The following is a 13,023-nucleotide window of genomic DNA, read 5'->3' as shown; positions in this document are numbered from 1 at the left end:
GCGGAGTCGGACTCGTCTACTGTACGACACGGCGCAGGCGGTCGCGAACGCACCCGGTCGACTCGGATGCCGATTTCGCCCCGCACCGCGAGAAAACCGGCGGTCCCAGGTCGATCGACTAGACTTTCCGAGGTCGTTTCGTCGAACGCGTTCGCGCGCGTCGCCCCGGGGCGTAGCTCAGCTTGGTAGAGCGCCCGCTTTGGGAGCGGGAGGCCGCAGGTTCAAATCCTGTCGCCCCGACGCAACGGCCCCACAGACCACAGGCCCACACGGCCCCCGCGTGCGCGCGGGCCACACGAGGAGAACACACCGCATGGTCAACAGCACCGTCGAGCAGCTCAGCCCCACCCGGGTCAAGCTCCACATCACGGTCTCGCCCGACGAGCTCAAGCCGAGCATCGCCCACGCCTACGAGCACATCGCCCGCGACGTGCAGATCCCCGGCTTCCGCAAGGGCAAGGTCCCCGCGCCGATCATCGACCAGCGCATGGGCCGCGGCGCCGTCATCGAGCACGCCGTCAACGAGGGTCTCGACGGGTTCTACCGTCAGGCCGTCGAGGCGCAGGACCTCCGCGTCATCGGCCGCCCGAGCGCCGAGATCGTCGAGCTCCCCGAGCTGAAGGACTTCTCCGGCGACCTCGTCGTCGATGTCGAGGTCGACGTGCGCCCCGAGTTCGAGCTGCCCGCGTACGACACCATCACGGTGACCGTCGACGCGGCATCCGCCGACGAGGCCGGCATCGACGCCGAGCTCGACCGCCTGCGCGCCCGCTTCGGCACGCTCGTCACCGTCGACCGTCCGGCCACCAGCGGCGACTTCGTCGAGCTCGACCTCGTCGCCACGATCGACGGCAACGAGATCGACCGCGCCGAGGGCGTGTCGTACGAGATCGGCTCCGGCGAGCTGCTCGAGGGCATCGACGAGGCGATCGAGTCGCTCACCGCCGACGAGCAGACCACCTTCCGCTCGAAGCTCGTCGGTGGCGAGCACGCCGGCGAAGAGGCAGAGGTCGCCGTCACCATCAAGGCCGTCAAGGAGCGCGAGCTCCCCGACGCCGACGACGACTTCGCCCAGATGGCGTCCGAGTTCGACACCATCGCCGAGCTCCGCGAGTCGCTCAGCGAGCGCGTGTCGCAGCAGGCCGTGTTCACGCAGGGTTCGGCCGCGCGCGACAAGTTCATCGACGCCCTCCTCGAGGCCGTCGAGATCCCCGTGCCCCCGCAGCTCATCGAGGACGAGGTGCACAACCACCTCGAGGGCGAGAACCGCCTCGAAGACGACGAGCACCGCGCCGAGGTCACCGAGGCGAGCGAGAAGCAGTTCCGCACGCAGATGGTGCTCGACAAGATCGCCGAGGACGCCAACGTCCAGGTGTCGCAGGACGAGCTGACGCAGTACCTCATCCAGTCGGCTGCGCAGTACAACATGGCGCCGCAGGACTTCGTCAACGCGCTGCAGCAGGGCAACCAGCTCCCCGCGCTCGTCGGCGAGGTGGCCCGCAACAAGGCCCTCGCGATCGCGCTCGGCAAGGTCACCGTCGTCGACACCGACGGCAAGCCCGTCGACCTGACCGGTTTCGTCGCCGTCGAGGGCGAAGAGCCCGTCGAGGGTGACGACGTCGCGGACGAGGGGCCGGCCGAGGAGGCCGCCGCTGAGGAGGCCCCCGCGAAGGCTCCGGCCAAGAAGCGTGCCCCCGCGAAGAAGAAGGCCGACGCTGACGCGGCTCCCGCCGAGGAGGCCGCCGCTGAGGAGGCCCCCGCGAAGGCTCCCGCCAAGAAGCGCGCCCCGGCCAAGAAGAAGGCCGACGCCGCCGACGGCGAGTAAGTCATGACGGAGGGGGTGGATGTCACGGCATCCGCCCCCTTCTTCGTTCCCGGATTCCGGTGAGCGTCCCCGACACGCCCTCCAGCGCACCGCTCGCGCGTCGTGTCCAGACGCTCGACATCCGGGTCACCGACCCCTGTTGAGTGTCCCGAACACGCCGCGCGTCCCGACGGTCAGCGGCGTGTCCTGGACACTCGACATGCCTGACGAGAGATGGATGCGACACATGGACGACTGGCAGAGCAGAGTGGATGCCGTCTGGGCAAATGATGCGCTCAGCCCCACCGAGGTGATCTCGCGGATCGACGAGCTCGCCGCCGAGCGACCCGACGACGATGCCGTGGCGCTCTTCGAACGGGCGGGAGCACGCGACTCGGCGGGCGTCGAGGACGAGGCCGAGGTGTTGTACCGTCGCGCGCTCGAGATCGGCCTCGACGACGAGCGCCGCACCCGCGCGACGATTCAGCTCGCCAGCACCATCCGCAACCTCGGCAAGACGGAGGAGGCGCTCGGGATGCTCCGGGCGGAGTACGAGCGCGAGCCGCGCGGGGAGCTGCACGACGCGGCTGCCGCCTTCTACGCCCTCGCGCTGGTGTCGAGCGGGGAGCCGGAGCGGGCGGCATCCGTCGCTCTCCAGGCCCTCGCGCCGCACCTGCCGCGCTATACCCGTTCCGTGACCGGATACGCGCGAGAAATCGCCGACGATCCGCGCTGATCCGCCCGCGGCGAACACGGCATCCCGCCCACGGACCCGCCGGTAGATTCGTTGCAGATCACCGGAAGAGGAGCACACATGCCCGAACCCCTTATGGCAACGAGCGTCTTCGACAGGCTGCTGAAGGACCGCATCATCTGGCTCGGTTCGGAGGTGCGCGACGAGAACGCGAACGAGATCTGCGCCAAGATCCTGCTGCTCGCGGCAGAGGACCCGCAGAAGGACATCTACCTCTACATCAACTCGCCCGGCGGCTCGATCACGGCCGGCATGGCGATCTACGACACGATGCAGTTCGTGCCGAACGACATCGTCACCGTCGGCATCGGCATGGCGGCGTCGATGGGCCAGCTGCTGCTGACCAGCGGCACCAAGGGCAAGCGCTACATCACGCCCAACGCGCGCGTGCTGCTGCACCAGCCCCACGGCGGCTTCGGCGGCACGTCGAGCGACATCCAGACGCAGGCGCAGCTCATCCTCGACATGAAGCGCCGCCTCGCCGAGATCACCGCGAACCAGACCGGCAAGAGCGTCGAGCAGATCAACGCCGACGGTGACCGCGACCGCTGGTTCACCGCTCAGGAGGCCCTCGAGTACGGCTTCGTCGACCACATGCGCGAGCACGCCACCGACGTCACCGGCGGCGGCGGAACCGCGGCCTGAGTCGAGAGGAAAAGGACACCGACATGAACATCCCCACCTTCGGCGGCGCAGCGGCCCACATGCCCTCGAGCCGCTACGTCCTTCCTCAGTTCGAGGAGCGCACGGCCTACGGCTACAAGCGCCAGGACCCCTACAACAAGCTGTTCGAGGACCGCGTCATCTTCCTGGGCGTCCAGGTCGACGACGCCTCGGCCGACGACGTCATGGCCCAGCTGCTCGTGCTCGAGTCGCAGGACCCCGACCGCGACATCATCATGTACATCAACTCGCCCGGCGGCTCGTTCACGGCCATGACGGCGATCTACGACACGATGCAGTACGTCTCGCCGCAGATCCAGACCGTGGTTCTCGGTCAGGCCGCGTCCGCGGCATCCGTGCTCCTGGCCGCCGGCGCGCCCGGCAAGCGTCTGGCCCTGCCGAACGCCCGCATCCTGATCCACCAGCCCGCCATGGGCGAGGCCGGTCACGGGCAGGCGTCCGACATCGAGATCCAGGCGCAGGAGATCCTCCGTATGCGCACCTGGCTCGAAGAGACGATGGCCCGCCACACCGGTCAGGACGTCTCGAAGGTCAACAAGGACATCGACCGCGACAAGATCCTCTCCGCCGCCGAGGCGATGGAGTACGGCATCGTCGACCAGGTGCTCACGACCCGCAAGCGTCAGCCCGCGGCCCTCACCGCCTGACACGCTCGCGACACGACGAAGCCCCGCAGACCCGTTTCGGTCTGCGGGGCTTCGTCGTGCGCGGGGCGCTCCGTGTGAGTCGCCGGAATTCGCCGTCCCCGGCGATGCGGGAGCGACAGATCCTGGCGACTCACGCGGGGGACGGAGGGTCCGCCGTCGGCGATCACGACACCGCCGGGCGCGCAAATGCCCTCGGATGTCGCGGGCTCGGGTTAGGCTCGGGTACACACCGGCGGGGGCCGGGTGACGGGAGGAACCGGCATGGCACGCATCGGTGAGAGCGCCGACCTGTTCAAGTGCTCCTTCTGCGGCAAGAGCCAGAAGCAGGTGCAGCAGCTGATCGCCGGTCCCGGCGTGTACATCTGCGACGAGTGCGTGGAGCTCTGCAACGAGATCATCGAAGAGCGCATGGCCGAGTCCTCGGCCGGCGAGGTCGCCGAATTCGACCTGCCCAAGCCGCGCGAGATCTTCTCCTTCCTCGAGGAGTACGTCGTCGGTCAGGAGCCCGCCAAGCGCGCCCTGGCCGTCGCCGTCTACAACCACTACAAGCGCGTCCGCGCGCACGGCACGCTGCAGCCCGCCGAGGCGCGCGCCGAAGAGATCGACATCGCCAAGAGCAACATCCTGCTGCTGGGCCCCACGGGCTGCGGCAAGACCTACCTCGCCCAGACGCTCGCGAAGCGCCTCAACGTGCCGTTCGCGGTGGCGGATGCCACGGCCCTCACCGAGGCCGGCTACGTCGGTGAAGACGTCGAGAACATCCTCCTCAAGCTCCTCCAGGCCGCCGACTTCGACGTCAAGCGCGCCGAGCAGGGCATCATCTACATCGACGAGGTCGACAAGATCGCCCGCAAGGCCGAGAACCCCTCGATCACGCGCGACGTGTCGGGTGAGGGCGTGCAGCAGGCGCTCCTGAAGATCCTCGAGGGAACCGTCGCCTCGGTTCCGCCGCAGGGGGGCCGTAAGCACCCGCATCAGGAGTTCATCCAGATCGACACGACGAACGTGCTGTTCATCGTGGCCGGTGCCTTCGCGGGGCTCGAGGAGATCATCTCCGCTCGCGTCGGCAAGCACGGCGTCGGCTTCGGCGCTCCGCTGCAGCGTAAGGAGGACGCGCCCGATCTCTTCAGCGAGGCGCTGCCCGAAGACCTGCACAAGTTCGGTCTAATCCCCGAGTTCATCGGTCGTCTGCCCGTCGTGGCATCCGTCTCGCCGCTGGATCAGGACGCGCTGATGGAGATCCTCACCGCGCCCCGCAACGCCCTCGTCAAGCAGTACCAGCGCATGTTCGAGCTCGACGGCGTGCAGCTCGAGTTCGACGACGACGCGCTGCGCGCGATCGCCGACCTCGCGGTGGCCCGCAAGACGGGTGCGCGCGGTCTGCGCGCGATCCTCGAGGACGTGCTCGGCCCCATCATGTTCGACGTGCCCTCGGCCGACGACATCGCGAAGGTCGTCATCACCCGCGCGGCCGTCGAAGACGGAGCCCAGCCGACGATCGTGCTGGCGCAGAAGCGCCGCAGCGCCTGACCACTCCGCTCGTGTTCCACGGGCGCGGTGAGCGGCTGCGGGTGAGCCCTCTCGCCGTCGGGGGAGTGACGCGCGGAGCGCGGCTGGTCGTGCGTGACGATCCGGGGGCTGCGCTGTCGACTCTCGTCGACGCCCTGCGTGCCGAGCGGTTCGACGTCGGCGACGACCGCATGTCGCGGGCCCTGTCGGCGCGGGGGTCGGAGTGGATCGCGCAGGACGTGCGCATCGGGGATCCCTCCCCGACATGGTCGTCGGGGATCATGGATGCCGCGCTGCAGCACACCCCGCTCGCCTTCCTACCCGGGCTCCGCCGACGCGCCACCCCGACGGTCGTCGTCGCGAGCGCCCGCGCTCACGACGAAGGGGCGGAGCTCGTGGCGTTCTCGCACCCGACCCTGGTCGGCTGGACCACGACGAACGACGCGGCGCACCTCCTCACCGCTGCCCTCGACCGCGTCGAGGCGCGGTATGCCGCGGGGCTCCTGGTGGCGCGAGAGGCCCTGCGCGGCATCGCGAACGACGGAGCGCCCGCCTCGCAGCAGATCGTCCGCGACGTGCTCGGCTGGCGCTGAGATCCTCCGCTCGCGCGTCCGCGGCGCACCGGTGCGCGGATGCCCTCCGGCGCCCGGGCCGAGGAGCGCGCAGTCGGCGCGCCACCCGACGAACGCCGAGCACCGTCCTGCACCCCGAGGCCGAAGAGGTTCCGAGGCGGGCAGGATGGAGGGATGCTGTCCGCTCTTGCTGTCCCCGTCGCCCTGTCGAGTCGAGCCGGGGAGGTGCAGCTGCGTCGGGCCGTTCCGGCCGACCTGTCCGGGCTGATGGTCCTTCTCGCGGATGATCCGATCAGTGCGGCGCGCGGCGATCGCGGTGACGATTCCGACGGCACGGCCTATGCGGCGGCGCTGCGAAGCGTGCTCGAGGCTCCGTTGAACGACCTCCTCGTCGTCGACGATGCGGAGGGCCGTCTCGTCGGCACCCTGCAGCTCACCGTCATCCCCGGCATGGCCCGACGCGGCGCCACCCGCCTGCTGGTGGAAGCCGTGCGCGTGGCCTCGACGGAACGCTCGGCGGGCATCGGCACGGCCGTGATGCAGTGGGTGATGCACGGGGCCGCACCGGCGACCGGCGCGAGCCTCGTGCAACTGACCTCCGACGCGGCGCGCGTGGATGCCCACCGGTTCTACACGCGTCTCGGCTTCGTCGACTCGCACATCGGGTTCAAGTACGCGCTCTGACCCGGCGTCCCCGGACGCCGGGAGCGGCCGCGCGCACCGACCTCAGCCGGCGAGACCGCGCCGCTCGAGGAGCGGCTGGATCTCGGCATCCCGACCCCGGAAATCGCGGTAGGCGGCGAGGGGATCGCCGGACCCGCCGACCCCCAGCAGCCTCCGGCGGAAGCGGTCGCCGTTCGCGCGCGTGAGTCCGCCGTTCTCGCGGAACCACTCCACGGTGTCGGCGTCGAGCACCTCGCTCCAGATGTAGGAGTAGTACCCGGCGCTGTACCCGCCCGAGAACACGTGCGCGAAGTACGTCGAGGCGTAGCGGGTGGGAACGGCGGGGTTGTCGAGGCCGATGTCGGCGAGGGCTCGCGCCTCGAACTCCGCCACGTCGATACCCGCCGAGGCCTGGTCGACCGAGAGGCCGTGCCACGCCTGGTCGATCCAGGACGCTGCGAGGTACTCGCTGGTCGCGAAGCCCTGGTTGAACGCCTCGGAGGCGTGCAGTCGTTCGACGACATCGGCGGGGAGCGGCTCGTCGGTGTCGATGTGGCGGGCGTAATTCGTGAGGATCTCGGGCCAGAGGATCCACATCTCGTTCACCTGGCTGGGGAACTCGACGAAGTCGCGGTAGACGGCCGTGCCGCCGAAGTGCGGATAGGTCACCGTCGCGAAGAGCCCGTGCAGGGCGTGGCCGAACTCGTGGAAGAGGGTGGTGACCTCGTCGAGCGTCAGCAGCGTCGGGGTTCCGGGAGCGGGCTTGTTGACGTTGAGGTTGTTGACCACCACCGGGGCCGTGCCGCGGAGCCGGGACTGCGTCACGATCGAGTTCATCCACGCGCCCCCGCGCTTGGTGTCGCGCGTGTACAGGTCGAGCAGGAACAGCCCGAGCTCGCCGCCGTCGGCGTTGTGCGCCTCGAACACGCGCACGTCGGGGTGGTACCCCTGCAGGTCGTGGCGTTCGGTCATGCGGATGCCGTAGAGCTGCTCGGCGGCGAAGAACACGCCGTCGCGCAGCACGCGCTCGGCCTCGAACCACGGCCGGAGGGTCGCGCGATCGAGGTCGTACCGTTCGGCGCGCACCTTCTCGGTGTAGAACGCCCAGTCGTGGGCTTCGATCCGGATGCCGTCGGCATCCGCGATCTCCTGCAGGGCGTCCTGCTCGGAGCGGGCGTTGGCCGCTGCGGGGGCGGCGAGCCGTCGCAGCAGGTCGCGCGCGGCATCCGGAGATCCCGCCGTCTGATCCGCGAGGACGGCCGCCGCGTGCGAGGGGTAGCCGAGAACGGCGGCGCGCTCGGCGCGCAGGCGCACGATCTCGCGAAGGACCCCGCGGTTGTCGTTGTCATTGCCGCGCGCGGCGCGGGAGCGCGACGCCTCGAGCAGGCGGCGGCGGCTCTCACGATCCGTCAGAGAGGCGAGAAGCGGGTGCCCCGTGTACAGGGTGAGGGTGACGACGTAGCGGCCGTCGAGTCCGCGGCTGGTCGCTGCCTGAGCGGCGGCGGACAGCTCGCCGTCGCTGAGTCCGTCGAGTTCGGCGGCGGTGTCGAACACCACGGCGAGGTCGTTCGTGTCGGCGAGGAGGTTCTTCTCGAAGGTGTTCGTGAGCACCGACAGTCTCTGATTGAGCTCGGTCAAGCGCTGCTTCTCGGCGTCGTCGAGGCCGGCGCCCGCGAGCGACATCTCGCGGTGGTAGCGCTCGACGAGGTAGCGGCTCTCGGCGTCGAGATCGAGGTCGTCGAGCTGCGCGTGCACGGCGGCGATGCGGGCGAACAGCGCGGAGTCGAGCTGGATGGCGTCGCGGTGTGCCGACATGAGCGGAGCGAGCTCCTCTTCGACGGCCTGGATCTCCGCGGTGCCGTCAGCACCGGTGACGGTGTAGAACGTGCGGCTCACACGACCGAGCAGTTCGCCGCTGCGCTCGAGTGCGACGAGCGTGTTCTCGAAGGTCGGCGCATCGGACTGCGCGGTGATCGTGTCGATCTCGTCGCGCTGTGCGGCGAAGCCGGCCTGGAACGCGGGCAGGTAGTGCTCGACGCGGATGCTGCCGTACGGCGGCAGATCGTAGGGGAGCGAGGGCGGCGCGAGGAGGGGATTGGGGGCATCCGTCATCGGTCCAGCCTAGGCGGCGTGCCGTCCGCGGTCACGGCCGCGGCTCCTCCGCGGCGACGGTATCGACGCGCTCAGCCAGCCGGGGCGGAGGCTCCTGAGCCTGCCGAAGGGACCGGGACCTCTCGACGTCGAACGAGAGAGCCCGCCGTCCGCCCGGAGGCGGCGGCGGGCTCTCGCCGGCGACGACGGCTCAGGCGAACTCGGCGTCGTCGCCGTACCGCACGACGACCTCGCCCGAGGCCTCCTGCGAGACGATGACCCCCGTGTCGAGCTCGGCCACGGGGCGTCCTTCGAGGAAGGTCAGCGTCCACCGCGGCGCGGGGGCGCTCAGACCATCGGGGTTGAGCGCGGCCTCGACCGCGGCGATCTGGGCGTGCAACGCCTCGGGAACGGCCTTCGGCGGCTGCTCACGGGCGGTCCAGCGGGTTCCGAGCTGCATCAGGCCTCCTGGGGTGCGAACACGATGTCGGTGACGGTGGTGGTGTCGGCCTCGGCGAACGAGATCGTCTCGATGCGCCCGACCGCGCGCAGGTCGCCCTCGGCGAGACGCAGGGCCGCGACGTTCGGACCCGACACGATCAGCGAGGTGACCGGCGTCTTCTGCGAGGCCTTGGCCTCGGTCTTGGCGCGACGGATGCCGATGAGCGCGGCGCTCACCGCGGTCAGCACCGCGGGGTCACCCTCGATGCCGAGCGGCTCGGGCCAGGAGGCGATGTGCACCGATCCCTCTTCGAACCACGACCACACCTCTTCGGACGCGAACGAGAGCACGGGGGCGAACAGGCGCACGAGCGTCGACAGGGCCGTTCGCAGCGCGAGGGCCGCCGAGGCCTGACCCACGTCGGTCTGGTCGTAGGCGCGCTCCTTGACGAGCTCGAGGTAGTCGTCGCAGAACGTCCAGAAGAACGACTCCGTGATCTCCAGCGCGCGTGCGTGGTCGTACGCCTCGAACGCGGCGGTGGCGTCGCGCACGACGGTGTCCAGGGTCGCCAGCATCGACGCGTCGAGCGCGTGCGTGACCTGGGCCCCCTCGGGGACGGGGAACGACAGCACGAACTTGGCCGCGTTCAACAGCTTGATCGCGAGGCGCCGACCGATCTTCACCTGCGTGGGGTTCTGCGGGTCGAACGCCGCGTCGGTGCCGAGGCGGCTCGACGCCGACCAGTAGCGCACGGCGTCGGAGCCGTGCTGCTTGAGGATGTCGGCGGGCGTCACGACATTGCCCTTCGACTTCGACATCTTCTTGCGGTCGGGGTCGACGATGAAGCCCGAGATCGCGGCATCCGACCAGGGGCTCCGGTCGTCCTCGAGCGCGCTGCGCAGCATCGTGGAGAAGAGCCAGGTGCGGATGATGTCCTGACCCTGCGGGCGCAGGTCGAACGGCGAGACGAGGTTCCACAGCTCCTCGTCGCGCTGCCAGCCACCGGCGAGCTGCGGGGTGAGCGAGGACGTCGCCCACGTGTCGAGGATGTCGCGCTCGGCGTCGAAGCCGCCGGCGACGCCCCGCTGATCCACCGTGTAGCCCGGGGGCACGTCGGTCGTCGGGTCGACGGGGAGCGAGGCGAGGTCGGGCGTGAGCACGCGCGAGTAGTCCCGCTCGCCGTTCTCGTCGAGGCCGTACCAGACGGGGATCGGCACGCCGAAGAACCGCTGGCGCGACACGAGCCAGTCGCCGGTGAGGCCGTTGGTCCAGTTCTCGAAGCGCACGCGCATGAAGTCCGGATGCCACGACATCTCGCGGCCGAGGGCCACCAGACGCTCGCGCAGCTCGGCATCCCGAGCGCCGTTGCGGATGTACCACTGGCGCGTCGACACGATCTCCAGCGGGCGGTCGCCCTTCTCGAAGAACTTCACGGGGTGGGTGAAGGGCTTGGGGGCGCCCTCCATGGCGCCGGACTCCTGCAGGAGCTCGACGATGCGCTTCTTGGCGCTGAACACCGTCTTGCCCGCGAGTTCCGCGTACGCCGTCTTCGCGGCATCCGTCACGATCACATCGGGGGCCTCGGCGACGATGCGACCGTCCTTGCCGATGATCGTGCGGTTCGGCAGGTCGAGCTCGCGCCACCAGATGATGTCGGTCACGTCGCCGAAGGTGCAGATCATGGCGATGCCCGATCCCTTGTCCTTCTGCGCGAGGGGGTGCGCGAGCACGGGCACCTCGACGTCGAACAGCGGGGTGCGCACCGTGGTGCCGAACAGCGGCTGGTAGCGCTCGTCATCCGGGTTCGCCACGAGCGCCACGCACGCCGGCAGCAGCTCGGGACGGGTGGTCTCGATGAACACGTCGCCCGAGCCGTCGGACTTGGCGAAGCCGACGCGGTGGTAGGCGGCGGGCTGGTCGCGGTCCTCGAGCTCGGCCTGGGCGATCGCGGAGCGGAAGTCCACGTCCCACAGCGTGGGGGCGAGCGCCTGGTAGGCCTCGCCGCGCTCGATGTTGCGCAGGAACGCCAGCTGACTCGTGCGGATCGAGTCGTCCGAGATCGTGCGGTAGGTCTGGGTCCAGTCGACGCTGAGGCCCAGCTCGCGGAACAGCTCCTCGAACTGCTTCTCGTCTTCGATGGTGAGCTGCTCGCACAGCTCGATGAAGTTGCGGCGGCTGATGGGCACCTGGTCGGCGGCCTTGCTGCTCTTGTTGTCGCCGCCCGCGAACGGCGGGGTGAAGTCGGCGTCGTAGGGGAGCGAGGGGTCGCAGCGCACGCCGTAGTAGTTCTGCACGCGGCGCTCGGTCGGCAGGCCGTTGTCGTCCCAGCCCATCGGGTAGAACACCGTCTTGCCGCGCATGCGCTCGAAGCGCACCTTCACGTCGGTGTGCGTGAACGAGAACACGTGGCCGATGTGAAGGCTTCCGGATGCCGTCGGCGGGGGGGTGTCGACCGAGTACACGCCCTGACGGCCGGCCTCTGCGGCGCGCAGGCGGTCGAAGACGTACGTGCCGCGCTCGTTCCACGCGGCGTCCCACTTCTGCTCGAGGCCTTCCAGCGCGGGCTTGTCGGGAATGGTGGCAGCCATGGGGTACTCCTCGAGCGATATGGGCGGCACTGTGTGAGCGTGCCTGATGGGTGTGGGGTCCAGGATACCGGGATCGCGGGCGGCACGTGGGTCTGCGGAGGGTGTGGCGGGAGCTGGCCGTGAACGAGACAGGGCCAGGGCGCTCCCGCCGCCGCCCTAGCGTTCGCGATCTGCCCAGCGTCAGTCGTGTTCGAGGTTCGGTGACTGAGCGGAGGCGGATTGCGAACGGGGAGCGGTGATAGGAGAGGGCGGACAGTGTCAATGCCTGCGGAGTGGACGGGAGATCGGGTTCGACAGTCGCTCGGCGACCCTTCCTCCCCAGGGCTTCGTGGTTCCACGGATCGTCCCATCGGCCCCGGTGGCTCTCCGCGAGCGGACACGATGGACGGTATGCACCCTCCGCCGATTCTTCGAATCGCCGATCGTGTGGCGCTGCTCGGCGGCGTCGCCCGCTCGACACGGCTCCTCGACGAGGGACACAGCAAGCATCACCTGGCCCGCGCGGTGGAGAAGGGACTGCTCTTCCGCGTGCAACGCAACTGGGTGGCCGTTCCGGGTGCGGATCCGCTTCTCGTCGCAGCGGCCCGTACGGGCGTCGTGCTGTCTTGCGTCACCGCGGCTCGGCGTCTGAAGCTCTGGATCGCAGAGTCGCCCGAGCTCCCGCATGTCGCGTACCGCGGGTCGGGTCGGGTGCGTGGGCCCGCAGCCGTCGTCCATTGGCAGCGACCGGTCGTCCCGAGGCATCCTGACGCCCTCGAAGACGGGGTGGAGAACGTGCTCATGACGGTCGCAGCGTGTCAGCCCTACGAACGGGCGCGAACGGTGTGGGACTCGGCGCTCAACCAGCGACTCATCGACGTGGAGGTTTTGCGGCGGCTGCCGTGGACGGGAGCGGCGCGGCGCCTCGCTCACGAGTCGTCACCGTGGGCCGACTCCGGGCTCGAGACCATCTTCATCGTTCGGCTGCGGTGGTTGCATCTCCCCGTCCGCCTGCAGATCTGGATCGCGGGTCACCGCGTCGATGTGCTGATCGGCGAGCGTCTCGTGGTTCAGATCGATGGCGCGCATCACGTCGGCGCACAACGGACTTCCGACATCGATCACGACGCGCAGCTCATGCTGATGGGCTATCACGTCATCCGAGTCGGGTACGCCCAGGTCATGCACCAGTGGGAGGACGTGCAGGAGCGGATCATGCACGCCATCGCGCAAGGTCTGCACAAGGCCTGACGCACGGCCGACCGGGAGAGTGGTGGGCGCCGTCCTGGC

At 69.6% G+C, this 13,023-nt stretch carries 11 protein-coding genes and 1 tRNA gene; 9 read left to right on the top strand and 3 right to left on the bottom strand.

Annotated features, from left to right (window positions below):
* Positions 1-166: 166 nt before the first annotated feature.
* From AB0N80_RS15055 to AB0N80_RS15020, 8 genes are all read left to right on the top strand, one after another.
* Positions 167-240, top strand: a tRNA-Pro gene (locus AB0N80_RS15055).
* A 73-nt stretch (positions 241-313) separates the two neighbouring features.
* Entirely contained in the window at positions 314-1,825 is a 1,512-nt protein-coding gene (gene tig / locus AB0N80_RS15050; protein ID WP_363579196.1) for a trigger factor, read from the top strand.
* A gap of 199 nt (positions 1,826-2,024) precedes the next feature.
* Positions 2,025-2,540, top strand: coding sequence for a tetratricopeptide repeat protein (locus AB0N80_RS15045; protein WP_363579194.1), 516 nt, complete (start codon positions 2,025-2,027; stop codon positions 2,538-2,540).
* Positions 2,541-2,618: 78 nt separating this feature from the next.
* Positions 2,619-3,203, top strand: coding sequence for an ATP-dependent Clp protease proteolytic subunit (locus tag AB0N80_RS15040; protein ID WP_058231493.1), 585 nt, complete (start codon positions 2,619-2,621; stop codon positions 3,201-3,203).
* 23 nt (positions 3,204-3,226) lie between these two features.
* The gene (locus tag AB0N80_RS15035; protein WP_315995588.1) at positions 3,227-3,889 is read left to right on the top strand and encodes an ATP-dependent Clp protease proteolytic subunit; all 663 of its coding nucleotides are present in this window, start codon (positions 3,227-3,229) and stop codon (positions 3,887-3,889) included.
* A gap of 261 nt (positions 3,890-4,150) precedes the next feature.
* Positions 4,151-5,419 carry an ATP-dependent Clp protease ATP-binding subunit ClpX gene (gene clpX, locus AB0N80_RS15030; RefSeq protein WP_315995589.1) on the top strand — a complete coding sequence of 423 codons (1,269 nt, stop codon included), beginning with the start codon at positions 4,151-4,153 and terminating at the stop codon, positions 5,417-5,419.
* A gap of 41 nt (positions 5,420-5,460) precedes the next feature.
* On the top strand, positions 5,461-5,991 hold the full coding sequence (locus AB0N80_RS15025) for a hypothetical protein (protein ID WP_363579192.1): 531 nt from the start codon (positions 5,461-5,463) through the stop codon (positions 5,989-5,991).
* Between the two features lie 153 nt (positions 5,992-6,144).
* Positions 6,145-6,654, top strand: a complete 510-nt coding sequence (locus tag AB0N80_RS15020; RefSeq protein WP_363579190.1) for a GNAT family N-acetyltransferase — start codon at positions 6,145-6,147, stop codon at positions 6,652-6,654.
* A 42-nt stretch (positions 6,655-6,696) separates the two neighbouring features.
* On the opposite strand, the gene AB0N80_RS15015 is transcribed toward AB0N80_RS15020, so the two are convergent.
* From AB0N80_RS15015 to valS, 3 genes are all read right to left on the bottom strand, one after another.
* Positions 6,697-8,745 carry a M3 family metallopeptidase gene (locus tag AB0N80_RS15015; RefSeq protein WP_363579188.1) on the bottom strand — a complete coding sequence of 683 codons (2,049 nt, stop codon included), beginning with the start codon at positions 8,743-8,745 and terminating at the stop codon, positions 6,697-6,699.
* A gap of 190 nt (positions 8,746-8,935) precedes the next feature.
* Positions 8,936-9,184, bottom strand: coding sequence for a hypothetical protein (locus AB0N80_RS15010; RefSeq protein ID WP_363579186.1), 249 nt, complete (start codon positions 9,182-9,184; stop codon positions 8,936-8,938).
* Positions 9,184-11,754, bottom strand: coding sequence for a valine--tRNA ligase (gene valS / locus AB0N80_RS15005; RefSeq protein ID WP_363579184.1), 2,571 nt, complete (start codon positions 11,752-11,754; stop codon positions 9,184-9,186). Before valS ends, AB0N80_RS15010 begins: the two co-directional genes overlap by 1 nt.
* Before the next feature lie 390 nt (positions 11,755-12,144).
* Here valS and AB0N80_RS15000 point away from each other — a divergent pair, with 390 nt between their 5' ends.
* Positions 12,145-12,984, top strand: a complete 840-nt coding sequence (locus tag AB0N80_RS15000) for a DUF559 domain-containing protein (protein ID WP_363579182.1) — start codon at positions 12,145-12,147, stop codon at positions 12,982-12,984.
* Positions 12,985-13,023: the final 39 nt, after the last annotated feature.

Origin of the sequence: Microbacterium sp. NPDC089188, assembly GCF_040685155.1 — a bacterium.
GTDB classification, from domain to species: domain Bacteria; phylum Actinomycetota; class Actinomycetes; order Actinomycetales; family Microbacteriaceae; genus Microbacterium; species Microbacterium galbum.
Note: the sequence above shows the minus strand (reverse complement) of the source record. Positions and strands in the feature narration are given on the sequence as shown.